This is a genomic window from Nostoc favosum CHAB5714, from assembly GCF_020829495.1.
In the GTDB taxonomy this organism is placed as follows: domain Bacteria; phylum Cyanobacteriota; class Cyanobacteriia; order Cyanobacteriales; family Nostocaceae; genus Nostoc; species Nostoc favosum.
The window spans coordinates 105,286-129,562 of record NZ_JAIVFQ010000011.1; the positions used below are offsets into that span (position 1 = coordinate 105,286).

Genomic DNA, 24,277 nt, shown 5'->3' on the forward strand with positions numbered 1-24,277 from the left:
TCATTCCCCTCAGAGGAACTTACGCAAATTTACTATTGAAATCACAAATATTTATATTTACAGACACTATTTGGCAGCCTGTCTACGCAATTTTCTAACTTATGGTGATGCGATCGCCCCAAACGTCGGCGTTGGCGTAGCGATCGCTCAATTTCCACGTTGAGTCAGCTTGTATTCTATCTGCTGTAGTGCTGATCGCCACACATCATAACCCTCTTGAGACAGGTGCAACCCATCTGTGGTCAACTCTGGGCGCAAATTACCTTCCATATCCGTAAACCAGCTATAAATATTTAGATAATTAGCGCCTTCTTGTTTGGCAATCTGCGTTAGTTGTGTGTTGATGTGACGAATACGGCTATTGGAAAGTTTTGCTAGGCGAGTAGGCAAAATTGATTGGACAATGATTTGAGCTTGTGGGTGAGTCTGCCGTAAACGACGGACAATTCGGCGATAATTACGCAAAATTGTTTGATCGCTATCGCCTTTTCGTAAGTCGTTAATCCCAGCCATGACGTAAATGACATCCGGCCGGGTTGCCGAAAATGCCCCCAATCTTTTTAAAACGCCACTAGAAGTATCTCCAGATATGCCTTGATTCAGCCACAATTTACCAGCAGGTAGTTTTTCTCTAGGAAACCACATGCTCAAAGAATCGCCAACTAAGATACTTAGATGATTTGCACCTTGACCTTGAGCGATCGCTCTAGCTTCTAAAGCTAGTAAACTTTTCCAGTCGTCATAAGTTAATTGACGCTTCTTGATCGACTCCCACAATGATTGCAAATTATCACTATTTACGCGTGTATAAATCTGACCTGTTTTTAGAGCTGCCAATCTTTGGTAATAAAGTTGATTCCCAGATGTCAGTGAAAGACCAGTTGATTGGGCGCTGGGGTTGAGTGATGACTCTGTTGGGGCTGGTAATCCCTGACTACTGACTTCTGCTAAGGAGAGATCAACGCTGTTGATCTTTCTATCACCTGCTGTTGGCTGCGAACTTTTTAGGGGTTGGAACGCTTGGCTGCTGAGTTCTGGTAAGGAAAGATCAACACTGGGGATGATTTGTCTACTTACTATTGTCTGCGAACCTTGTTTTAAATCCCACAGGAATCTAGAATTTTCTGGCAGGACAATCGACAAATGTGGAAGAGCCGATGCTGGTATTGCTAATCCTGTTAACAAGCCTGCTGCCAACAGATAAGGGTCCCTCATCGCTTTGTCTCTCCTCTACTCACTGCTTTTCCCTATGACAGCATTAGTTGCCTGTATTCAGGAAAATTTTACTTCGGTTAAGTTATTATTCTTATTTAAACTGTATAGTTCTGTAAAGCGTGTTAACAAGATTATATTTGACAATTCACGATCTCTTTAAATTACGGTTTTCCCGGTGGTATATAAGTCTTATTTGTGAAGATAGTTGTACTGAAAGCCCTCTTTTCACAAACCGACTACTTTTTATAACTCAGTTGCCACAAATATTACAAGTGTGTACGAAATCGGCAATTAGTAGGTGATTTTTGAGTATCTCAGGACAGAAGGTTTGGCTTTTGCCGTTGCTAATATAATAAATAACCATTTGATAAAGAAAAGAGGTTAGAGCCTAAATCAAAAAGGTTTGTATCGCTCTAGAGCGATCTATAGCGCTGTTAGACACTATACCCGTTATTCTGGGATAATAAAAGTTAAATTTATTTTCATCCAAAAGTAGATTCTTACCTTTGATGCAATAATTGAAGTTTTGATATAAATTTTACAGTTGTCGGACAGTGCCCTACACTTAGAAGGTTATTATCTACATACCTAATTTAAAATTAATGTTTACTTATTGAAGTATGAGTTGAAACACATTGAAATTAAGTTTTAACTATAGAAAATAACTTCATGGGAGGTGCTAAGATTTAGGCTTAATCATTAGTGTTTTCCTTTTATTCCGTGGCTAGAGCTAGTACAGCGATTGGTGTGAGTCCCATTATTAAAGAGATTGTGCAAAAACAGGCACATTCGACACGTTTGACCCTGAAAGAAGTTATTCTGATGGGGATGTTAGCAATTGACAAACTAGATGATCAAGGTCGTCAAGAGTTAGCGGATCAAGTTCATCAAATGCAGGTGAATGGAGAAATTTAAGTGAGGAGTTATAGATTTTAACTCCTCAATCCTGGCTCTTTACTTAATGTGATTATTAAGTAAATCGATAACGACTTCCCATTACATAATCCTCGTTAATTTCAAAAGATATCCATCGGCGTTGCAGAGTCTGTGCCACAAACCCGCTTGTGTTAGAGCCTTTAATTTTAAAAGTTATTTTTTTAACGCAGAGGAACACAGAGGGAAACGCAAAGTAACGCAGAGGAGTATATTTATTCAAAAGCTACCTGTATTCTTGATTTTCTATAAAAGCGATCATTGCGGACGTCGGATTCGCGTTTGGATTTCGTCTGCTACTACAAGACAACCTTTCAACTTTTCTAAAGGTTGCTCCTGTACAACACGAGACAAAATTTCTAGCACTGTTTGACGGCTACGGTTACGCGAATGCCTACGGCACGCTTTGCTAACGCAATAATAGAATTCCAGGATGAGTGCCTGGTGTAAAGCGACGAACATCAGAGAAGTCTAAATCAAGGGTGATGAAAAACCTTTTCTCAGCACAAACTTGCTCCCAAACAGTGTCATCATCAGCACCAGACAATCCTTCATCAGTCACACGCTCAGCGTTGTAACCAGCTTGCTGTAAAAACTCGACGTGTGTTTGTGCCATATTCTCGTCGAGTTTCACTTTCATTTTACTCATCGCAGTGGCAACAATTCCTCTTCCCTGGTTAATTGGGCTGCATAAGCAATAGCTGCTCTGATATCTTCTAAAGCCAGTGGTGGATACTCTTGAATAATTTCCTCAAATGTCAGTCCCTCGGCAAGGTTATCAAGGATGACAGATACCATAATGCGTGTTCCTTTGATACACGGTTTACCGTGACATACATTTGGGTTTTGAGTAATGCGTTCTTGCCAGTTTGTCATGGTTTTGAGTGCTTATAATTAAGTTTAATTTTAGGTGATACCTACGGCGGTAAACTACGCGGTTTTCAGTAGCTTGATAATAGACTTGAAATTATGTCAGTTTCAAAGCTTGAAGCATTACTGTATTCAACTGCTGTACTTGATTTGCTCCTAATTTACCTATCCTTCTAGTGATTAGTCTACGCTCTATGGTAGTTATTCGAGTCACCCTAACTTTAGAAGCAACCCGTAATCCAGTACTAGTAAAATCTGGATCTGAAGGTTCTAAAATGAACTCTTCTGGACTCAAACTACTTATATTTTGAGATGAAATAAAACATAAAGTGACATCATCGCCTATAGTATCTATCCATAAAACTAAACCAGGGCGTAGCTTTGTTCCACTCAAGTCTGTAAATGGAAATGGAACCAAGACGATATCACCTTTTTGGAGAGACATTAGATAGGTTCTCCGTCGTCAAGTGAGTATATGTCTGGTTCATTTTCAAGAAAGTTAAAGGCTTCTCCAGCCTGGGCAAGTAGCATCAAATCACGAGTTGAAGGCTCTGATGAATCGAAAAATAGTTTTTCTTCCAATAGCGATCGCTCCTCATCAGAGAGAGACAGGATAACTTGCAAGAGTGATTCAACAAGTTTAGTATTCATCTTGAGTTATAGGATATTATGCCAGTCTGTCATAATTACGACTGCTCACAACTAAGATTTATTTTAGGCGATCACTTTCTTTTTAGATAAATTTTGCATCTTTTAGTGAGTATATGTCTGGCTCATGGTTAATAAATTGAAAGGCTCCACCAGTCTAGTCTGAGCAAGTTGCATTAAGTCAATGGTTGAAGGCTCTGATGAATCAAAAAATAGTTTTTCTTGCAATAGCGATTGCTTCTTATCTGAGAGAGATAATATTACTTCAAGCAGAGATTTATTAAGGGACTTCCAAATAAAATTGATGGGAAGGTAATAGAACGATTTGGGCAAACAAACAAAATATGTTGTTTTAGCTAACAAAAAATCCCCCACCTTACGGCAGGGGATTTCTATTACTTAGCTACAAAACTAGCAGCCGAATTAACCGAACTTACCAGCAGTAGAAGCAATCAAGAATGCGGCGTAAGTCAAGACATAGCCAACAGTGAAGTGAGCTAGACCAACTACACGACCTTGAACGATGGACAGAGCCACGGGCTTATCTTTCCAGCGAACTAGGTTAGCTAAAGGAGTGCGTTCGTGTGCCCAAACAAGGGTTTCAATCAACTCTTGCCAGTAACCTCTCCAGGAGATTAAAAACATGAAGCCAGTAGCCCAAACTAGGTGTCCAAACAAGAACATCCAAGCCCAGACAGACAGGTTATTCACGCCGTAGGGGTTGTAACCGTTAATCAATTGAGCAGAGTTAGCCCAGAGGTAATCGCGGAACCAGCCCATGAGATATGTAGAGTTCTCATTGAACTGAGCTACGTTGCCTTGCCAAATACCTAGATGCTTCCAATGCCAGTAGAAGGTAACCCAACCAAGGGTATTGAGCATCCAGAATGTAGCGAGGTAGAAGGAATCCCAAGCTGAGATGTCGCAAGTACCGCCACGACCGGGGCCGTCGCAAGGGAAGGCATAGCCGAAGTCCTTTTTGTCGGGCATCAGCTTAGAACCACGGGCATCCAAAGCACCTTTGACCAAGATCAAGGTGGTGGTGTGCAGACCCAAAGCGATCGCATGGTGTACCAAGAAGTCGCCAGGGCCAATTGTCAAGAACAGGGAGTTAGTACCAGCATTGATGGCATCTAACCAGCCTGGTAACCAAACGTTGGCGTAGTTGGGCCATGCTGTATGGGCAATGCTATCTGGATTAGACAGCAAGGTGTCTAAGCCGTACAGTACTTTACCATGAGCAGCTTGGACGAACTGGGCAAAGACTGGCTCAATCAGGATTTGCTTTTCAGGAGTACCGAAAGCAACCACTACATCGTTGTGGACGTACAAGCTGAGGGTGTGGAAGCCTAAGAAAAGGGATACCCAGCTAAGGTGGGAGATAATCGCTTCTTTGTGCTTCAACACGCGCTCAAGGACGTTGCCTTTGTTTTGTTCGGGGTCGTAATCACGTACCCAGAATATAGCGCCGTGAGCAAAAGCACCAAGTATCAGGAAACCAGCAATGTATTGATGGTGCGTGTACAGCGCTGCCTGAGTTGTGTAGTCCTTAGCAATAAATGCATAAGGAGGCATGGCGTACATGTGCTGTGCCACCAAAGAGGTGATGGTTCCTAGAGCAGCTAGGTGAATACCCAACTGGAAGTGCAGTGAATTGTTATAGGTGTCGTACAACCCTTGGTGAGGCAGGTTGAACTGACCTTCACTTTTGCTACCAGGTACTAAACCGGATTTGGAGTTCAGCATTTCTTTGATGCTGTGACCAATTCCGAAGTTAGTCCGATACTGGTGACCGGCGACGATAAAGATAACTGCGATCGCCAAGTGGTGATGAGCTATGTCAGTCAGCCACAAAGCTTCTGTCTGGGGATGGAAACCACCCAAGAAAGTCAGAATTGCAGTACCTGCACCTTGAGATGTGCTGAATATATGCCCAGGAGTGTCAGGGTTTTGAGCGTAAACGCCCCAGTTACCGGTGAAGAAAGGTGCCAAACCTGCTGGGTGGGGTGGGGTGGATAGGAAGTTATCCCAACCTACGTGCTGTCCGCGAGCTTCGGGGATAGCAACGTGAATTAAGTGACCAGCCCAAGCCAAAGAACTAACACCAAACAAACCTGCTAAGTGGTGGTTTAGCCGATGTTCAGCACTCTTAAACCATGCCAAGCTAGGACGGTACTTGGGTTGCAAGTGCAGCCAGCCAGCAAACAAGAGTACAGCTGCGAACAACAACAGGAACACCGAACCTGTGTACAGTTCACTGTTAGTCCGCATACCAATGGTGTACCACCAGTGGTAAACACCAGAGTAAGCAATATTTACCGGATTGCTAGCGCCAGCTTGGGTAAAAGCTTCGATCGCTGGTTTACCAAAGTGGGGGTCCCAAATCGCGTGGGCGATGGGACGGATATGAATGGGATCTTTAATCCACTGTTCAAAGTTACCTTGCCAGGCTACGTGGAACAGGAGGCTGGATGCCCACAGGAAGATGATTGCCAAGTGACCGAAGTGAGTTGCGAAAATCTTTTGGTAAAGATTTTCTTCCGTCATGCCATCATGGGTTTCAAAATCGTTGCCTGTAGCGATCGCATACCATATCCGACGAGTCGTCGGGTCCTGTGCGAGATCCTGGCTAAATTTCGGAAATTTTGTCGCCATAGGTTTAATAAATCCTCTGACCTTTAGCCATCAAGTACCAGCTGGGATAGTTAGGAGTTATGAGTTGTGAGTTATGAGTTGAGAATTATGAGTTGTCAGTTATGAGTTTTCAATTTTTATTTCTAACTCCTAACTTCATTCCTAACTCCTAACTTCATTCCTAACTCCTAACTTTTAACTCCTAACTTGTAGAAAGCTGATTGCTACCCTACTGAAAGGATGTGTGCATGGAAGAACGCCCAAGTTGTGACAATTCCTCCTAAGAGGTAGTGAGCTACCCCTACAGCCCGACCCTGAATAATGCTCAGAGCGCGAGGCTGAATTGCTGGTGCTACCTTCAGTTTGTTATGCGCCCAAACAATGGACTCAATCAGTTCTTGCCAGTAGCCGCGACCACTGAACAGGAACATCAAGCTGAATGCCCAGACAAAGTGAGCGCCTAAGAAGAGTAGACCATAGGCAGACAGCGCACTGCCGTAGGAATTGATGACTTGTGTAGCTTGTGCCCACAAGAAGTCTCGCAACCAACCGTTGATGGTGATGGCGCTTTGGGCAAAGTTACCACCAGTGATGTGAGTCACAGCACCATCTGCATCTACAGTTCCCCACACATCTGATTGCATTTTCCAGCTGAAGTGGAAAATTGCAATGGATATTGTGTTGTACATCCAGAAAAGTCCGAGGAACACATGGTCCCAACCAGACACTTGACAAGTACCGCCACGACCAGGACCGTCGCAGGGGAAGCGGAAGCCCAGGTTTGCTTTGTCTGGAATCAGACGAGAGCTACGGGCAAACAGCACACCTTTGAGCAGAATTAGGACAGTAACGTGTATTTGGAATGCGTGAATGTGGTGGATTAAGAAGTCCGCCGTACCCAAAGCAATGGGCATCATCGCTACTTTACCGCCTACAGCCAAAATCCCACCACCGAAAGCATAGCTAACGGGTTCTAGCGCATTGGGAGCAGTGCCACCAGGAGCTAAGGTGTGGATATTTTGTACCCACTGGGCAAACACTGGCTGCAACTGAATTGCAGTATCAGAGAACATGTCTTGGGGACGCCCCAAGGCACGCATTGTATCGTTATGGATGTAAAGTCCAAAGCTATGGAAGCCGAGGAAGATACACACCCAGTTAAGGTGAGAAATAATCGCATCTCGGTGACGAATCACCCGATCCAGTAAGTTGTTTTGGTTCACTACCGGATCGTAATCCCGCACCATGAATATGGCTGCGTGAGCCGCACCGCCGACTATACAGAATGCACCAATCCACATGTGGTGGGTGAAAATGCACAACTGTGTAGCGTAATCAGTTGCCAAATATGGATAGGGGGGCATCGCGTACATGTGATGCGCGATGATGATGGTCAGCGAACCCAAGAAGGCCAGGTTAGTAGCCAACTGAGCGTGCCAGGATGTGGTCAGGTTTTCGTAGAGACCTTTGTGACCTTCACCAGTGAAAGGGCCTTTATGGTTTTCCAGGATCTCTTTAATGCTGTGACCAATACCCCAGTTGGTACGGTACTGGTGACCAGCAATGATAAAGACAACTGCGATCGCTAAGTGGTGATGAGCAATATCAGTCATCCACAAGCCGCCTGTTACTGGGTTTAGACCGCCCTTGAAGGTGAGGAAGTCAGCATACTGACCCCAGTTCAAGGTGAAGAAAGGTGCTAAACCAGCAGCAAAGCTAGGATATAGCTCGGTCAACAAGTCTTTGTTCAAGATGAACTCGTGGGGCAAGGGTATGTCTTTGAGAGCAACGCCTGCATCCAAAAGCTTGTTGGTCGGTGCGGATACGTGGATTATGTGACCTGCCCATCCCAAGGAACCACAACCTAGCAATATTTGCAAGTGGTGATTCAGCATTGACTCCACATTCTGGAACCATTCCAGTTTGGGAGCGCGTTTGTGGTAATGGAACCAGCCGGCAAATAGTAATAAGCCTGCTAATACCAAGCCACCGATCGCAGTCACGTAAAGCTGGAAGGAGTTTGTGATACCCCAGCCACGCCATACTTGGAACAAACCAGAGGTGATTTGAATACCGTGGAAACCACCGCCAACATCACCGTTTAAAATGTCTTGTCCCACAATGGGCCAAACAACCTGAGCACTTGGTCTAACGTTCAACGGGTCGCTTAACCAAGCTTCGTAGTTAGAAAACTTCGCGCCGTGGAAAATCATCCCGCTCAACCAAACCATTATTACGGCTAAGTGGCCGAAGTGGGCTGAGAATATCTTGCGGGATATGTCTTCTAAATCGCTTGTATGTGTATCAAAATCATGGGCGAGTGCGTGCAGGTTCCAAATCCATGTGGTGGTTTTGGGACCTCTGGCTAAGGATCTGTCAAAGTGTCCAGGTTGCGCCCATCTCTCGAATGAGGTTGGAACTGGGTCATTATCGACGATTACTCTTGCCTTTTTTTCCTCTCGCTCCGGAGGACTTATTGTCATTCGACCTCCTCTCTTGATAAGGAATGAGGAATCATGAATACCACAAAGTTAACCATTACCGCAAATTCCATTTTGCTGAAGCCGCGATGAAGACCTATGTGGATTGTTGTTTCTCGTTGAATTATAGAGTCTTCACTTGTACTTTGTTGGAGATAGTTGGAGATATTTTAACAATAATTCAAACTTGGTGAAATCTTGCTGGAATTCCTGCCTTAACTGCCTTTTAACTTCAAAGCCTTTGTCCAAAAGTCAATAGATTATCCATTTAATTTACAAAGAATAACAATTTGCAAATTTTATAGTTTGGCTGTATGAGCCGATGTTCCAGCTTTGGCTGCTATTACTCATGAATATTTGTGTCATATTTCCATTGTTGTAAGTAAAAAGCTGTAAAGAATATGACTTATTTTAAAATTTCCTGAGATATACAAAAGAAATTATGGGATGTGAGGCAGATTTCGTCTTTTGGGCTATAGTTCCAGATGGACAGTTTGAGCCAAAATAATCTGTAAATTGTCGAAGACTATCACTGGGTGCAACGCATGAACTCGTGGCAGAAAAGGGTGTTAGAGAAGCTCCTCCCTGAGAGGTTCCCGATTTTCAGGTGGGTAATGACATTGGTGCTGGTATTAAGCTTGACCAGTTGTGGCGAGAAAGTCAGTAGCCAGGAAGTATCTACTGACTATAGAGAAAACCCTCCACAGATTTCTCAAATTTCAAAGCAATTTTCGGAAGTTTCCCCACCATCTGTTATCCAAGAACTGCGGACAATTTTGGAAGTTTATCAGCCACAAGTGACAATTGTTACTCCACAAGCTGATGAAGTTCTCCAAGACAACAAAGCCACAGCTAGTTTTCAGGTTAAGGATCTACCAATATTTAAGGACTCACAATTACAACTGGGGCCCCATCTACACGTAATTCTGGATAACCAACCTTATATTCCTGTTTACGACCTGAATCAGCCCTTGGTTTTGCCAGACTTGTCTCCAGGTACTCATACTCTGCGCGTCTTTGCCTCTCGTCCTTGGCATGAAAGCTTTAAGAATGAAGGCGCTTATGCCCAGACAACATTTCACGTCTTCACCAAAACCGACGACAACAACCCAGATCCTAAGTTACCCTTGCTAACTTACAGCCGTCCTCAAAGTAGCTACGGAGCAGAACCAATCTTACTGGACTTTTACCTAACTAACGCTCCCCTGCACCTCGTCGGGAAGGAAAACGCTAACGACGAATTCAGTGATTGGCGCATTCGCTCCACAATTAATGGTGAAAGCTTTATTTTCGATCGCTGGCAAGCAGTTTATCTTAAAGGCTTCCGTCCAGGAAAAAACTGGGTAAAACTGGAATTTCTCGATAACCAGGGAAATCCTCTCAAAAATGCCTTCAATACCACAGTTAGATTGATTGACTACCAGCCAAAGGGTAAAGACACTTTGTCGAGAATTGTCAGAGGAGAACTCGCAGCAGATGAGGTGCGTGGCATTGTAGACCCAAATTATAGACTCACACCATCCGTTGAAAAAACACCCCAAATACAACCGAAGGTAGAAAAACAGCCGATTCCTGAAACTAAAGTTCCAGAAGAATCCAAAATAGAGCCAGAACAACCAAAATTAGAAGTTCCAACGGCTGTACCATCTCCCACTTTATCCCCGACACTACCAGAAATTATTGAGTCTCCCATACCAGAACCACAGCCAACGGTAACGCCAACTCCTGAATCAACGCCGTTACCCGAAAAAGTTGCTCCTCAGTCAACAAAACCTAGATTTGGCGGATTTTTTAACCGTCAGGCGGGCAAAGTTCCTACCCCACAAGCACCAGTTGCACCATCTCCTAGTTTGCCACCCACGCTACCAGAGATTATTGAATCTCCAGCACCAGAAATAATTACGCCAACACCAGAAACTAAACCCGAATCACAGCCAGAGGTAACGGTAACACCTCCATCGGCTGAATTCCCAGAAAAACAAGTGCAAAAGCCATGAATCAATTCAAAATTCAAAATTCAAAATTCAAACATTTTATACAGCCCGACACTAAGCGTGGGGTTTCCACCTGCCTTGGGAGACAAGGATTTTTTCTCTACGAGACGCTACCGCGAACGCGCCACTTGCGGGCGAGGTTTTAAACCTAACTTTTTTTCATAAAAAAAGACCTCTTCCTGGTTTTACTACGCAAAACCGTCCCTCTCCAAGCCGGAGAGGGATAGACTTGAACTTTTGTTCAAGGTAGGGAGAGGTTTATCGAACTCACGTTAAAAAGGAAATTTATCTGTTGAGGCGAGTAGAGGGAGCAGGGGAAGCAGGGGGAAAAAAAAGCCTAACCCAAGCGTATTGACGCACTCCCCAACAAACGGAAGCGGTCTACCTTGTAACGGAAGCGGTCTACCTTGTAACGGAAGCGGTCTACCTCGTAACGGAAGCGGTCTACCTCGTAACGGGAGCGGTCTACCTTGTAACGGGAGCGGTCTACCTTGTAACGGGAGCGGTCTACCTTGTAACGGGAGCGGTCTACCTTGTAACGGGAGCGGTCTACCTTGTAACGGGAGCGGTCTACCTTGTAACGGGAGCGGTCTAACTCCCAATACAGTTCAGTTAAGCATTTCTTCTCTTGGCGTTCTTGGCGGTTCGTTAAAAAAATTGACTTTGACAAAGAGTTTCAGCCTTAACCTAAGCGTATTGACCAAAAAACGAATTGCAACACCCCTCATACTGGTAGTTGTCTTGAGCGTCTAGGGTGTTTTTGCTCTTCCCCATTGAAAGTCCGTTTGTGGACTCTTCAAGAATCCCCCGGCTTTAGACGGAAACACGGAGGACAACTAATTTGTAAATCTGAGGTGGGTAGTGGTACAGAATTCATCATTTCTCTTCCGATTCAAAAGCAGCATTTACCCGAAAATGCTCAACTCTAACTTTTGCGATAAAGCCTCAACAAAGGCAAGCCCCACTACCGGATTTCCTACCGTATCCAAGGTGGGACTGTAGCAAGCGATCGCTCCCTCACCTGGTACTATTGCTACAAGTCCACCACCAATCCCTGATTTCATCGGTAAACCAACTCTGACTGCAAACTGGGCAGAAGCTTCATATAACCCACAAGTTAACATCACAGCATTGACAATCCGGCGATTTTGTGGTGATAAATAGCCATTTTCACAAGCTAAGAGTTTTCCTAACAGGGCTAAATCTTCAACTCGCCCAGAGATACAGCATATTTGCTCGTATGTGTCAAGTGCGGTTTCTGGATTTTCTAGATGACTTGTTTCGGCGAGATAGTTTGCGATCGCTTCATTGGTTGTTGAACGGGTTAATCGCACTGAAGCCAGCATTATCTCATCTAACCTTAGTTGGCAACCTGCTAATTGGTTGAGCCATTGACAAAATAACAAAGTGCGATCGCTTGCGTCCTTTCCTGTTAATTTATCAGCTAGAGTAATTGCCCCACTATTAATCATCGGATTGCGAGGATAGCCGCGATCGGCAACCAACTGCTCTAAAGAATTGAAGGGTGCATCCGATGGTTCCACCCCAACCCACCGAAAAACCGTTTCTGCGCCAAAGTGTTCTAGCAGATAAAGTAAGGAAAATGTCTTAATAACACTCATTAGCGGGAACATACAAGCTGTATCCCCAAAGCTGATAGTTTTTCCCGATTTGCAGCAGATATGAACTGCAAACCAACCAGGATTAGCTTTAGCTAATTGCGGAATGCGATCGGCAACTTGTCCCTGTTTAGCCTGAATTTTAGCTAGTTGCACCCAGGCTAATAAGTCTGTAGTGGTTAGTTTGTCAAGTCCTTTCAAAGTGTAAATTTTCTAAAAGTTTATGTATTAAATAGCAACTAACAGTGTAGTATGAGGCTTGTCAAGGCTTTGTAATAGCGGAAAAACATTTATAAGCTGCGAAATCTTTTTGAAAGTTATTGATATTAAAAGACAATATCAAGTTCAATCGGAACAAGCTTAGGAATATTAAATTTACGCGATGTGCAACTTAATATCCTGAACTCACTTCCATTCCTTTTTCCTTGGAAGAAAGAGGCTTCTACAACACTTTGCAAGTAAATGAAGTACACCCCTCCCCAACCCTCCCCGATGTATTGGGGAGGATGCGCGAGTGCGCGGGTAGGGTTTTTTCTACCTCATAAACTTGAAATCTGCTGTAGTTCTCCCCATTCCTTACAAGGGTTGGGGGCTGGGGGGGTAGTTTTGAGTATAAGTTGCACATGGCGTAAGTTGATCTGCCAGAACAAAAGCATTGTGAAACAAAATCAATTTAACGCTCAAGGAGGAAAAACTTGTGAAACCTAATTTAAACAAGCGTACAGCGATCGCAGTTGGCTTCGTTGGCTCGCTGTTATGGGGAGCAACTTGCGTTCTAGAAAATCAAAATGCTATTGCACAAGTAGGGGGATTCTTTATAATAAACGAACTATCCAACAAGTGCATTGATGTAGTTGGAGATCCTGGCACAGCGAATCGTGCGCGATTGGCACTTTTTGATTGCGAACTATCTGGATTTACCGGTTCCGGTAGAATCACAGATCAAAAATGGGAATTTCTTCGTGGTGGATTTCTCAGAAATAAATTATCCAACAAATGCATTGATGTAGTTGGAAATCCTGGCACAGCGAATCGTGCGCCATTGGAACTTTTTGATTGCGAACTATCTGGATTCACCGGTTCAGGTAATACCACAGACCAGAGGTGGGAATACATTGGTGCAGGATTTCTCAGAAATGGATTATCCAACAAATGCATTGATGTAGTTGGAAATCCTGGCACAGTTAATGGTGCGCGATTGGAACTTTTTGATTGCGAACTATCTGGATTCACCGGAACCGGTGCCAGATCAGATCAGAGGTGGCGGTTGCAACCAAGTCTTTAAGAATACTGCTTGAGTGGAACCGGATGAGTTGCCCAGAGCTAAGGTAGATGATTTCGTAAATTCGTAGGGAAAAAATTACTACTTATTAAATCTCTGCGTATTTACCGTTCCCCTACCAGGAAGCAAGCTACGCATAGCGTCTTTGACTGGAGAAGTTCTTATCTAAGAGGATGTTTTAAAAGTATTTTTGGTAACATCAAAGTACAGGTAAAATCAAAAATACCCTCATCAGCCAGAACATTCTATATGTAAAGTTAAAAACTGGCTAGCTTTGAGAACTGCCAGTTTTTAACTTTAAACTTGTTGGCGTTTTAACTCTTGTATCAATACTTGGCAGCGCTTGCTAGCTTCTCTTGCCTGTTGCCTAAACTGTTTGGCTTGCTCTTGATTAGTTAAATACACTTCAGATGCTTTTTGCCTGAGTTCAACAGCTTGTTTACTGAGTTCCTTAATACGAGTCTTTAATTCTTCAATTGTTTTCATCTTTGCTCCTGTTCTGAAATCACAATTTCCAAATTTTCTGCTTCTTCATAAAGTCTATCTGCTCTACTAGCCAGCAAGCTAGCATCATCAAAATCATTGTTTGCTATTGCTCTGTCATGAGCTTCGTACAACTTATCAATGATTTCTTGTAATTGTGCGTAAGCTTGTAATAATACATTTCGTGTTTCTGACTTCATATTTACTGGTTAAATATCTAATTCTCCTGGAATTAAACTTCGGTTTAGTTTTGTCTAAGTCTTTAGTAGCAACACACGGGAATATATCGCGCGGTGTGCAACTTTCTCTCAAACCTAACCCCCAACCCCTTCCCTAAGAGGGAAGGGGAGCAAGACTTAAAGCCTCTCTCCGCTTCGGGGAGAGGAATGGAAGTGGGGTTTTAAGAATAGGTTGCACATCGCGTTATATCATTATTTTTCATCAGTTTATTTCAGAAAATTGCTATAAACATCCTCTAAAAGTAAAGTATATTTTATGATTCCCCGTGTCAGAGCGCCAGAATTACCGCAAAATTACTCTTGGCTCAACACCGAAAAACCCTTGTCTCTTAAACAACTCAAGGGTAGAGTCGTAATTTTAGACTTTTGGACATATTGCTGTGTCAATTGTCTGCATATTCTGCCAAACCTGAAATATTTAGAACAAAAATATAAAGATAGTCTTACTGTTATCGGCGTTCACTCCGCCAAATTTGAGAACGAAAAAGAAACAGAAAATATTCGTCAAGCTATCCTGCGCTACGACATTGAACACCCAGTTGTAGTTGACAGCAATTTTCGAGTTTGGGAAGAGTATGCTGTGCGTGCTTGGCCTACGTTAATAATTATTGATCCAGAAGGTTACGTGATAGGCCAGATTTCTGGTGAAGGAAACCGTGACACTTTAGACGAGTTGATTCAGAAGGTAATTCAGCAACACCAACACAAAGGCACAATTAATTTCCAAGAAATCAGCTTGACTTTAGAAAAACAGTGCCAACCATTAATCACACCCCTAGCTTTTCCTGGTAAAGTTCTAGCTACTCCAACGGGTTTATTCATCGCTGACTCTGGACATCATCGCCTAATTATGAGTAGCTTTGATGGGGAAATTTTACACTTGATTGGTACTGGAAAATCTGGCTTAACTGATGGTGCTTTTAACGAAGCGCAATTTTTTGCACCACAGGGAATGGCTTTTGATGCCGAAAATCAAATTCTTTATGTTGCTGATACAGAAAATCATACACTGCGGCGAGTTGATTTAAAGCACCAAGTGGTGGAAGCGATCGCAGGAACTGGTGAACAAAGCCGCAATATCCGTCCTCATGGCGGTGCTGGTTTAGAAACTGCGCTAAATTCCCCTTGGGATTTAGTCAAAGTGGGAAATACCTTATTTATTGCAATGGCTGGGCCTCATCAAATTTGGGAAATGGATTTAGAAACTAGTATTGTGAAAACTTATGCTGGTACTGGTGCAGAAGCTTGCGTTGATGGTTCACTTACTGAATCTGCCTTTGCTCAACCTAGCGGTATCAGCACAGATGGGAATGAATTATATATTGCTGACAGTGAAGTTAGTTCAATTCGTAGTGTTGGAATTGTAGAACCGTATCAAGTGCGAACCGTTTGTGGTAGTGGGGGTTTGTTTGGTTTTGGCGATGTAGACGCACAAGGTGAAGATGTCCGTTTGCAGCACTGTTTAGGAGTGGAATACGCTGAAAATTTTCTGTGGGTAGCAGATACCTATAACCATAAGATTAAATTAGTGAGTCCTACTACAGGGAATTGTCAAACAGTTTTAGGAGATGGTACTAGTGGCTTACAAGATGGCCAGGGTAAAAACACTCGGTTTTTTGAACCTTCGGGATTGAGTGCGATCGCTTCTTTTTTATATATTGCTGATACCAATAATCATGCCATCCGCCGCGTGGATTTGAATGCTCTTGAGGTGACAACACTAAAGTTTCTTGGATTATGTGCGCCAGATGTTTGTATTCCGCCAAATTTATAAAATCATCTGAGCCTTACCCGCATCTATGAATTTATTTATCAGATATATAGATTTTCAGTTGAATACTTTCTTTCAAGCTGCTAAGGTAAGTTATCAATGCATAAATAAAAATCACAATTCCTGTCATTTCCAAAAACTCTTCAATAACTATACCAATTACCGTTATGAAACTGCGCCGACTAAAATAGTCTATCAAAAGCCCACCTATCATTTCCATACCTAATGTTCCACTCACATAAACAACTGCGGCAATCAAAAATAAATACCGAGTTTTAGAAGGTAAATCGAGCCAAAATTTTAGATATTTAAATGCAAAAAATGCTACTAAAATAGCACCAGGAATAACCCAGGTTTGGAAAAATATAGGATTGAGATTAAGTGATTGTCGTAATGATGGAATGATAAAAATCTCGTGAAAACTAAATGCTTCATCCAAACTCAAATATACAAATATAAAATATAGAGTTTTCCAGTAAGAGAAATGACGGTCTTTCCTATTAATAACAGTAATTACTTTAAGTAATCCCGAACAAAATAATAGAGAAAATGCGGAATACCAAGCAGGAATATTCAATTCTCTATCAAGGCTAAATAGTTCGTAAAACCATTGGCTAGCTGGGAAGGGAAACTCTGAGAGCCAGAAATAGCTACTTAAAACGCCTGCGAAGGTGAGGCTGATAACTATGAGTATTAAACGTCGAGCAATTGTTTTAGCACAGAGATGAATTGGTAACTCTACACTAGAGCTTGATACTTGCCGCATACTAATATTGAGTAATTTCCTTTGTGTAAAACAATTGGTGAAAAACAATCTCATACCCGTAAATGATATGAGCAAAATGTTACAGAACTTTCACTAATAAAAACTTAGATTTGTGAATGGAATTGCTAGTTTACTACATTAAATCTACATTAAATCTATATTAATACTTTCCGCCACGCTAGACGTAGCTTGCTTCCCTCTAAAGGTACGCCCAAAGAGCGACCCTAAGAGAGATAGAGCATTGTTAGCGAGTCATACACTTAAGGATTTGCTAACGCTACGCGAACGGCGCGAATATTTTGGTGAAGTTTACAGCAGATTTAAGCTTGGTTCAGTACACAAGCTAGGTTCCAAAGTAAGATATAAAGCCTGTTTTGCTCCTGAATTATGCTGTATTAATTGACTTAGACGAGTTCAGAAGCCCAACTAAAAGAATTCCGCGCTTTACTTAAAGAACGGGGAATTAATAATCCAGAGCAATTGTGACCGAATTTAATTTACAAATCCAAGAAAATAGCGATGGCTTTGCCAACGCCAAGGGCGAACGCTTGTCAACTCCGCTAGAGGATGCAGCGTCTAGCTTACTTCCCTTCAGGGATACGATACACTGCGTCAACACTAAAGGCAATGATCGCCTTGACCGTTACCTTTCCCAAGAATTACCAGACTTATCCCGTTCCCGCATCCAACAGTTAATCGAACAGGGTAATGTCCAACTTAACGACAAAGTTTGCACATCTAAGAAGATCAATGTCAAGTTAGGCGATCGCATCACTGTCAAAATACCAGAAGCGCAACCTTTAGAACTCCTTGCAGAAGATATCCCCTTAGATATCCTCTACGAAGACGACCAGCTACTCATTCTCAACAAACCCGCAGGCTTAGTTGTCCATCCTGCACCTGGTCATCCAGATGGCACTTTGGTAAATGCTCTATTGGCACATTGCCCCAATTTACCAGGAATTGGTGGATTCCAACGTCCGGGAATTGTCCATCGATTGGATAAAGATACAACGGGGGCGATCGCGATCGCTAAAACAGAAGTTGCCCATCATCACCTACAAGCACAACTCAAAGCTAAAACCGCACGCAGAGAATACTTGGGCGTAGTTTACGGTGCGCCAAAAGTTGAAAGTGGCAGAATTGACTTGCCCATTGGTCGCCATCCGCAAGACCGCAAAAAAATGGCTATTATGCCTGTTGAACAAGGCGGACGAGCCGCCGTCACTCATTGGCAAGTACTAGAACGCCTCGGTAATTTCACCTTAATCCACTTCCAACTGGAAACTGGACGCACCCATCAAATTCGAGTCCACAGCGCCAAAATGGGTCATCCCATTGTCGGCGACCCAGTTTATGGTTCTGGTCATTCAGTGGGGGTAAATTTGCCCGGCCAAGCACTGCACGCTTGGCGACTAAAATTGCAGCATCCCATATCTGGAGAGTTGATTGAGGTGACAGCAAACCCTCCCAGCCATTTTACAAAACTTTTAGAGATGTTAAAAAGACGAATTGCACTTTAGCTCATCCCACATCTGAAAACAGAGCCATTTCGGGACTTCCAACTAAAAAAATATCCTATCGCGGTGTAGGCAGGGGGAGGTGAGGGAGTGAGGGACAAGGAGAATTAGAGACTGATTCATCCACCTCGGAACTGGATTCATCCACCTCAGAACTGGGTTCATCCACCTCAGAACTGGATTCATCCACCTCGGAACTGGATTCATCCACCTCAGAACTGGGTTTATCCACCTCGGAACTGGATTCATCCACCTCAGAACTGGGTTCATCCACCTCAAAGACTGATTAAACGAGTTCAAATACTCATTCATCTAGCTCAAAATCTCCAATCCCCAACGCCCGTTAACAACTAGCGTGCATCAGACATGGGATAGAGTCTGTTCCACTAGTTATACCTAAATGAAACTCCTACATAACCCAAGACTTATGCACGCTATAAAATGATTAAATGGATGTACTAGACAGCCGTCGAAGAAAAATCGTTATTTAATTCCTGCCAGTTGCCGATAAGGTACAGACTTTTCGATATCGATGTTGAATGACGAGATCCTTTGTGGAGTATTGCCAGTCGCATTGACACTTTGTGCCATAGACAAGAATAGAGCTGGATCGCCTGCCTTGGGCTTTTGCTCTTGTGGAAGGAATCTGCGTACTTCGACCTGCCAAATGATTTGGGGGAAACCCAGTTTGGCACGGTGGTAAGCTTCGTATCGTGGAGATTTGATGTTGAATGGCAACTCACCCTCAGCGCGGGATGGCAGTATGCGACGGCGCTGATAAGGCACTGTAGAGTCTCCAAAATTGCTCAGGTACTCTTCAGTGTTGAGGACTTCATCAACAAAGCCTCTAATACCTTTGGTTGCGACTACAATTGACCAGGCAATTTTTTCCCGCTCACTGTATGGGTCGCGTCCTAGAACGCGCTGGATTACTTGCTCAACAAAGCGATAATTATTGTTGAGGTCGTAGAAGCTTTTCTTAAAGGTATTGGAAAGCAGCAATCCACGAATAAAGTCCCGCACTGTAATCTGTCCATTACGGAGTTGAGACTCTAAATATGTTTCGCGATCGGCAGCAAAGGCATGAAAGAAAATTTGACGATATGCTGCTTCGATCAGAAGGTCTAAATCTGACGGAGAAAGCAAATTGTCTGTAGAAAAAATTCTGGGCTGTTCATCACCCGGTACTTCGTATGCAGCTACACGCTGGTTTTGACTTGAAGGGTCGTATGTTAACAGAGGAATTGCCACTCTAAAGCCTCCATATTCTTAATTAAAGTTAACAACTTTAGATCACATATTAAGGGAGTAGTTGTATCAAAACTTCAGATTCTGATAAAATTTCATGAAACTTAACTAAGGGGAATGTAACTATTCCAAAAAACAAGGATTAGCTTGTTGGACTCAACCCATAGCTAATCTATAAAGGGAGTGCGGCTTTCAGCCTAATAACTACCTAAAAAACTTTGTTCACATACTTCAGATTAGAAGATTCAGTTTCACCTTTTTGAAATAAAGCAATATTTTTTAACATGTAGCAAAAGAAATTAATGGGGAGTGGGGAGTGGGGAATGGGGAATGGTGAAAGACTTGTTGCAAGTTCTCACCTCTTGTCACCTTGTCTCCCCTGCTCCCCCTGCTCCCCCTGCTCCCCCTACTCCCTACTCCCTACTCCCTACTCCCTACTCCCTTGACCTATCCAAAATTCAAGGGGATCTATGGTTGACTTACAGTAAGGCCAGCTACGCAAAGTTGCTTCCATCCCTGCCTCCCAATAGGGAGGTTCCAATCCCAGTCCTAAACATAAATGAGATAGGATGCTAGCAAACTGCTGATTATGACCAAAGTCTCCTAGATGGGCATGGGCGTATTCATGGATGACTACACCAAACCAGTCTCTAGGTGCAACTCGACCAACATCTACCAGAATAGTGATTGGGTTTGTGAGAATGTTGCATAGCCCGTCGATGCCGAAGGATTGAGCTATGGGGACTGCAAAAATTTGGATGTGGCGACGCTCTTGAGCATGAAAGCACTCATGACAAAGGTCTAGATAAGTGTTGATCTGAGCGTTAACGGTGTTAATATTATCGCCGATCCAAGTACAAATGGGGATGCGATCGCGCACGTTATCGAACACATCCACCATACCCGGTTCTAGGGCAAACCCCCGTACCCGATGCAGATAATCTCGGCCACGAGTAAAAGCATCGGTCTGCTTAAGAATCATTCACCAGCCCAAAACTGAATAAAACTGTCTTTTTTCCAGAACATCAGGCCCTTGTCTTTCTGTAGCTTCTTCTGCTTTGGAAACCTCAACAGAAGTTTCAATGCGGGTTTCGGTACAAAATGATGCAGTGCTGAAGCCGCCAAAGCGTTTCACTGTACTGGTTCGCAGTCGCATATTTGGGCTGGCAAACCAGAATCTCTCAATGGAACTCATTGTTTCATATTCAGTTGTCAACACTAGCCCATCTTCATCATCCATGTGAAAAAGACCGACTACAGGCATAATTTCGGCGTAGCCTCTTTCACGGAGTAATTTACCAGCTCTTGGGTTATCGCCATCAGGCACGATCGCAAATATTGTTTTCCCTTGATGGTTCTCGTCATTTTCTCTATCCCAAGCCATTGTGCCTAGCCAACGCACCCGTGATCCACCTACTGACAGGCTGGGGTCAATCTGATGATACTGGCACAGTTCAATGATTTCTGGATGATTGGCATCCAGAGTTTCTACCTGTATATCCGATTCTCCTGTTTCTGAGCGCTTAAAGGGCAGGTGATGAGTTGCACGTTGCGATCGCCACTTACCAGCACTTAGCTGAAAAAAGTCCATTGCGTCTATCAATCTTCTGACTCCTAGTTATTACCCCTGCGGATGATGTTTTACGAGTTTTTTCTTTTTAAAGTTTTTGGTATATAAACATTCTAAACATTACAGCGATTAGTGGTCAGCTTCAATAAACTCGCTACAAAGGGAGAGGCAGAATCGCTGAAAGCAACAACCGCCTTGATGCAGTGTAGCATTCCTCACCTGATGGGGATTTTTGGATATGGAAAATGCCACAGGGGTGGAAATGCTGACGGCATTGACAAATGATGAATATGTTGATCCCTATATTTTAGAGTCAGTAGTGAGTACTTTGGCCAGATTAGATCGGGTGATTAATTATCATAGAGGATAGCGATCGCTACACCTCAAGTCCTTAATTCAGTGGACAAAACTGGACTATACGACATAACTATAACCATCAATCCGATGAACTAACTGACAAGAATTGTGTCTCACAGGACTCATTTTACCAATTGAAGTAATCATCTCAAAAACACCAGTTGCACGGACAACCAATCTACCAATATGACTTCCTGCAAACCTCCCAGTAGGTAAAAAAGCACAAACTATATCACCCAGGGCAAACGCATCTAAATTACTCTTGATCACAATCAACGTTAAGAACCAACGAAAAAATAAGCATTTCTCGTTTGTTTTAGTTTCCAAGACTCAAAGCAATGTCTACGACGGGCTGTTGGGTGACGCTTAAATTTTTGTTAACAAACAAGTCTGAATGAGATTATTTTAGATTATTGAGAATATAATTTTCTTCTTGAGATGATGCGGCTGCTCTGAGAAATGGCACAATTGGCAAACAAATTATGCCGTCAAAGGAGTATTAAACAGAGGTGATTTTACCTCTAAATAAAAAAAATCAATTGGGTGATTATTATGCATCATTCCTTTAAAATAAAAATCCAGGATTTAGACTATATTGAATCAATTGTTGAGCAGGACATCACAGATGTGAGGGCTGAAAAAATTGTAGGAGGATCTAAAACTAGCAATGCAAACCCTATTTTTAAACTCTGCAAAAGGCAACTTAGCAATCCAAAAGATATTCAAACATCTAGCGATCAAAGACCTATGGAGATAGACCATTTTGATGACCTCTGTTGGATCCGGGGAGGGGAAAATTGAAAATCTACCAAAAAGCTTTGATCATTTCTGTTGTTAAGGGAAATTCATCAAATGACTGAAAACTTACACGGTTCGTCCTGGCTATTAAGGCTAATAATTTTTTTAGCTATTAATGGTGCATACGTCAATGTTTGGGATTGCACCTTTGCTCAAATTACGCCTGATAGCACTTTACCCAATAATTCCACTGTCAAATTAGAGGGGAATACCAGAATTATTGAAGGAGGAACTCAAGCTGGAAGTAATCTTTTCCACAGTTTTGAGCAGTTTTCTGTAGCAGGTGGCACCCAGGCTTACTTTAACAACGCAATAGAAATTCAAAATATCATCAGCCGCGTCACGGGTGCTTCTGCTTCTATGATTGACGGTGTAATTAAAGCCAATGGCTCTGCTAACTTGTTTTTTCTCAATCCGAATGGAATTATTTTTGGGCCTAATGCCCAATTGGACATCAAGGGTTCGTTCCTTGCAAGTACAGCAAACCGCCTCAAATTTGCAGATGGCGCTGTGTTTAGCGCGTTTCCTCCCCAAAGCACACCTCTGCTAACGGTAAGTGTTCCCATTGGCTTGCAATTTCAGGGAACAGCAGCAGGTATTCGTGTAGAAGGATCTGACCTAGAAGTGCAACCTGGTAAAACTTTAGCACTTGTGGGCGGTGATCTGACGTTGCAAGGAGGTGAACGAGGAGCTTTAGAACAACCGAATTTGGCAGCTCTAGGAGGACGGATTGAGCTAGCTAGTGTGGCTGGTGTTGGAGAAGTCAGCTTGAACCAGAAAGATAACGATTGGGTATTGGGGTACGCCTCTGTCAATAATTTTGGTGATATTCGATTGGAAGACGGAGCGTATGTCGATGTTAGCGGTGCTGGCGGTGGTGATGTTCAGATTCGGAGCAGTAATTTGGTTCTGACAGGAAGCTCATTGATTTATGCCGACACACAAGGTACAGAGCCTGGTGGAGAGGTACTTGTCCACACAACAAAGGCGGTGACTCTCACTGAGGATTCGCGGATTACAGCCGATGTTTTACCAGAAGCGACTGGTGCTGGAGGAAACGTGACGATTGAAACTGGACAGTTAAGTATTCAGGGCGATCGCTCAATAATAAGAGCTGGCACCTTAGGCAAAGGACGGGGGGGAAATCTCACCGTTCGCGCCTCGGAGTTTGTGGAACTAGCAGAAACAACAACAGGCGGCTTGCTTACTGAAACTCAAGGTGCTGGAAATGCTGGAAACTTGACAATTGACACCAAACGCTTGAGTGTGCGCGATGGAGCGCAAGTATCAACTTCTACTCAAGCCGAGGGACAGGGGGGAAATTTGTCTGTAACCGCCAGCGATTCCGTGGAACTAATTGGTACTGATAGCGGCTTGTTTACTTTAACTTTAGGTGCTGGAAATGCTGGAAACTTGACAATTGACACCAAACGCTTGAGTGTGCGGAATGGAGCACTAGTATCAACTGCCACCATTGGCAAGGGACAGGGGGGAAATTTGTTTGTGATTGGTAGGGATTTGGTGGAATTACAAGGAACAGGAATATCACCAACAGATGGGGAGCAAGTCCGTAGCCTTTTAACTACTCAAACAACAAATGTTGGCAATGCCGGAGACTTAAGGATTATTACTGGGCAGTTAATTGTGGGAAATGGGGCACAGATATCTACTACTTCTCGTCGTCAAGGAAAAGCTGGAGAGATAGAAGTTCATGCTTCTGATATTTTGACACTCCCCATGCGTAAACGCAGGGGATTCCAGCGTCACTGACGTTCCTTGCTTTTACAGGTCTTTCGACCAATAGAAGTAGAGGGAACATCTCGACTGGCGTTACTTCCCGGATGCCCTCC

At 43.2% G+C, this 24,277-nt stretch carries 25 protein-coding genes and 1 pseudogene; 8 read left to right on the forward strand and 18 right to left on the reverse strand.

Annotated features, from left to right (window positions below):
- Nucleotides 1-147 precede the first annotated feature (147 nt).
- Nucleotides 148-1,215 carry an SGNH/GDSL hydrolase family protein gene (locus LC586_RS10790; protein ID WP_229484531.1) on the reverse strand — a complete coding sequence of 356 codons (1,068 nt, stop codon included), beginning with the start codon at nucleotides 1,213-1,215 and terminating at the stop codon, nucleotides 148-150.
- A 702-nt stretch (nucleotides 1,216-1,917) separates the two neighbouring features.
- On the opposite strand from LC586_RS10790, the gene LC586_RS10795 reads away from it, so the two are divergent.
- On the forward strand, nucleotides 1,918-2,130 hold the full coding sequence (locus tag LC586_RS10795) for a hypothetical protein (protein ID WP_100899890.1): 213 nt from the start codon (nucleotides 1,918-1,920) through the stop codon (nucleotides 2,128-2,130).
- 55 nt (nucleotides 2,131-2,185) lie between these two features.
- On the opposite strand, the pseudogene LC586_RS10800 reads toward LC586_RS10795, so the two are convergent.
- From LC586_RS10800 to psaA, 7 genes and pseudogenes are all read right to left on the reverse strand, one after another.
- Nucleotides 2,186-2,290 (reverse strand): annotated as a pseudogene (locus LC586_RS10800) (site-specific DNA-methyltransferase); the annotation flags it as partial.
- Nucleotides 2,291-2,557: 267 nt separating this feature from the next.
- The gene (locus LC586_RS10805; protein WP_229484532.1) at nucleotides 2,558-2,797 is read right to left on the reverse strand and encodes a DUF5615 family PIN-like protein; all 240 of its coding nucleotides are present in this window, start codon (nucleotides 2,795-2,797) and stop codon (nucleotides 2,558-2,560) included.
- Nucleotides 2,794-3,024, reverse strand: a complete 231-nt coding sequence (locus LC586_RS10810; protein WP_229484533.1) for a DUF433 domain-containing protein — start codon at nucleotides 3,022-3,024, stop codon at nucleotides 2,794-2,796. Before LC586_RS10810 ends, LC586_RS10805 begins: the two co-directional genes overlap by 4 nt.
- Before the next feature lie 91 nt (nucleotides 3,025-3,115).
- On the reverse strand, nucleotides 3,116-3,463 hold the full coding sequence (locus LC586_RS10815) for a type II toxin-antitoxin system PemK/MazF family toxin (RefSeq protein ID WP_229484534.1): 348 nt from the start codon (nucleotides 3,461-3,463) through the stop codon (nucleotides 3,116-3,118).
- On the reverse strand, nucleotides 3,463-3,669 hold the full coding sequence (locus LC586_RS10820; protein ID WP_229484535.1) for a hypothetical protein: 207 nt from the start codon (nucleotides 3,667-3,669) through the stop codon (nucleotides 3,463-3,465). Before LC586_RS10820 ends, LC586_RS10815 begins: the two co-directional genes overlap by 1 nt.
- 420 nt (nucleotides 3,670-4,089) lie before the next feature.
- Complete coding sequence (gene psaB, locus LC586_RS10825; RefSeq protein WP_229484536.1) at nucleotides 4,090-6,321, reverse strand: photosystem I core protein PsaB; 2,232 nt, start codon at nucleotides 6,319-6,321, stop codon at nucleotides 4,090-4,092.
- A gap of 203 nt (nucleotides 6,322-6,524) precedes the next feature.
- The gene (gene psaA / locus LC586_RS10830; protein WP_229484537.1) at nucleotides 6,525-8,783 is read right to left on the reverse strand and encodes a photosystem I core protein PsaA; all 2,259 of its coding nucleotides are present in this window, start codon (nucleotides 8,781-8,783) and stop codon (nucleotides 6,525-6,527) included.
- A gap of 542 nt (nucleotides 8,784-9,325) precedes the next feature.
- Between psaA and LC586_RS10835 the strand changes: the two genes are divergently transcribed.
- Entirely contained in the window at nucleotides 9,326-10,777 is a 1,452-nt protein-coding gene (locus tag LC586_RS10835) for a hypothetical protein (protein WP_229484538.1), read from the forward strand.
- A gap of 334 nt (nucleotides 10,778-11,111) precedes the next feature.
- On the opposite strand, the gene LC586_RS10840 is transcribed toward LC586_RS10835, so the two are convergent.
- A complete protein-coding gene (locus LC586_RS10840) occupies nucleotides 11,112-11,444 on the reverse strand; it encodes a hypothetical protein (protein WP_229484539.1) in 333 nt (110 codons plus the stop codon).
- A gap of 235 nt (nucleotides 11,445-11,679) precedes the next feature.
- Nucleotides 11,680-12,594 carry a glutaminase A gene (glsA, locus tag LC586_RS10845; protein WP_229484540.1) on the reverse strand — a complete coding sequence of 305 codons (915 nt, stop codon included), beginning with the start codon at nucleotides 12,592-12,594 and terminating at the stop codon, nucleotides 11,680-11,682.
- A gap of 496 nt (nucleotides 12,595-13,090) precedes the next feature.
- On the opposite strand from glsA, the gene LC586_RS10850 reads away from it, so the two are divergent.
- Nucleotides 13,091-13,678, forward strand: a complete 588-nt coding sequence (locus tag LC586_RS10850; protein ID WP_229484541.1) for an RICIN domain-containing protein — start codon at nucleotides 13,091-13,093, stop codon at nucleotides 13,676-13,678.
- A 294-nt stretch (nucleotides 13,679-13,972) separates the two neighbouring features.
- Here LC586_RS10850 and LC586_RS10855 read toward each other — a convergent pair whose 3' ends face one another.
- Both LC586_RS10855 and LC586_RS10860 read right to left on the reverse strand, forming a co-directional pair.
- Nucleotides 13,973-14,161, reverse strand: coding sequence for a hypothetical protein (locus tag LC586_RS10855; RefSeq protein WP_229484542.1), 189 nt, complete (start codon nucleotides 14,159-14,161; stop codon nucleotides 13,973-13,975).
- Nucleotides 14,158-14,358 carry a hypothetical protein gene (locus LC586_RS10860; RefSeq protein ID WP_229484543.1) on the reverse strand — a complete coding sequence of 67 codons (201 nt, stop codon included), beginning with the start codon at nucleotides 14,356-14,358 and terminating at the stop codon, nucleotides 14,158-14,160. Before LC586_RS10860 ends, LC586_RS10855 begins: the two co-directional genes overlap by 4 nt.
- 295 nt (nucleotides 14,359-14,653) lie before the next feature.
- On the opposite strand from LC586_RS10860, the gene LC586_RS10865 reads away from it, so the two are divergent.
- On the forward strand, nucleotides 14,654-16,171 hold the full coding sequence (locus LC586_RS10865) for a thioredoxin-like domain-containing protein (RefSeq protein WP_229484544.1): 1,518 nt from the start codon (nucleotides 14,654-14,656) through the stop codon (nucleotides 16,169-16,171).
- Between the two features lie 31 nt (nucleotides 16,172-16,202).
- On the opposite strand, the gene LC586_RS10870 is transcribed toward LC586_RS10865, so the two are convergent.
- Nucleotides 16,203-16,934, reverse strand: coding sequence for a DUF8692 domain-containing protein (locus tag LC586_RS10870; RefSeq protein ID WP_229484545.1), 732 nt, complete (start codon nucleotides 16,932-16,934; stop codon nucleotides 16,203-16,205).
- Nucleotides 16,935-17,536: 602 nt separating this feature from the next.
- Here LC586_RS10870 and LC586_RS10875 point away from each other — a divergent pair.
- Complete coding sequence (locus tag LC586_RS10875; RefSeq protein ID WP_229484562.1) at nucleotides 17,537-18,457, forward strand: RluA family pseudouridine synthase; 921 nt, start codon at nucleotides 17,537-17,539, stop codon at nucleotides 18,455-18,457.
- A 55-nt stretch (nucleotides 18,458-18,512) separates the two neighbouring features.
- On the opposite strand, the gene LC586_RS10880 is transcribed toward LC586_RS10875, so the two are convergent.
- From LC586_RS10880 to LC586_RS10895, 4 genes are all read right to left on the reverse strand, one after another.
- Nucleotides 18,513-18,728 (reverse strand): hypothetical protein, encoded by a 216-nt coding sequence (locus LC586_RS10880; RefSeq protein WP_229484546.1) that lies wholly within the window; start codon nucleotides 18,726-18,728, stop codon nucleotides 18,513-18,515.
- A gap of 209 nt (nucleotides 18,729-18,937) precedes the next feature.
- Complete coding sequence (locus LC586_RS10885) at nucleotides 18,938-19,705, reverse strand: phycobilisome rod-core linker polypeptide (protein WP_229484547.1); 768 nt, start codon at nucleotides 19,703-19,705, stop codon at nucleotides 18,938-18,940.
- A 424-nt stretch (nucleotides 19,706-20,129) separates the two neighbouring features.
- Nucleotides 20,130-20,684 (reverse strand): hypothetical protein, encoded by a 555-nt coding sequence (locus tag LC586_RS10890; RefSeq protein ID WP_229484548.1) that lies wholly within the window; start codon nucleotides 20,682-20,684, stop codon nucleotides 20,130-20,132.
- Nucleotides 20,685-21,302 (reverse strand): phycobiliprotein lyase, encoded by a 618-nt coding sequence (locus LC586_RS10895; protein WP_229484563.1) that lies wholly within the window; start codon nucleotides 21,300-21,302, stop codon nucleotides 20,685-20,687. It abuts the gene before it with no gap.
- 208 nt (nucleotides 21,303-21,510) lie between these two features.
- Between LC586_RS10895 and LC586_RS40560 the strand changes: the two genes are divergently transcribed.
- The gene (locus tag LC586_RS40560) at nucleotides 21,511-21,642 is read left to right on the forward strand and encodes a hypothetical protein (protein WP_267921659.1); all 132 of its coding nucleotides are present in this window, start codon (nucleotides 21,511-21,513) and stop codon (nucleotides 21,640-21,642) included.
- Between the two features lie 44 nt (nucleotides 21,643-21,686).
- On the opposite strand, the gene LC586_RS10900 is transcribed toward LC586_RS40560, so the two are convergent.
- Nucleotides 21,687-21,899, reverse strand: coding sequence for a hypothetical protein (locus LC586_RS10900; RefSeq protein ID WP_229484549.1), 213 nt, complete (start codon nucleotides 21,897-21,899; stop codon nucleotides 21,687-21,689).
- Nucleotides 21,900-22,181: 282 nt separating this feature from the next.
- Between LC586_RS10900 and LC586_RS10905 the strand changes: the two genes are divergently transcribed.
- Both LC586_RS10905 and LC586_RS10910 read left to right on the forward strand, forming a co-directional pair.
- Nucleotides 22,182-22,430, forward strand: a complete 249-nt coding sequence (locus LC586_RS10905) for a hypothetical protein (RefSeq protein ID WP_229484550.1) — start codon at nucleotides 22,182-22,184, stop codon at nucleotides 22,428-22,430.
- Between the two features lie 51 nt (nucleotides 22,431-22,481).
- Nucleotides 22,482-24,197 carry a filamentous hemagglutinin N-terminal domain-containing protein gene (locus LC586_RS10910; RefSeq protein WP_229484551.1) on the forward strand — a complete coding sequence of 572 codons (1,716 nt, stop codon included), beginning with the start codon at nucleotides 22,482-22,484 and terminating at the stop codon, nucleotides 24,195-24,197.
- Nucleotides 24,198-24,277: the final 80 nt, after the last annotated feature.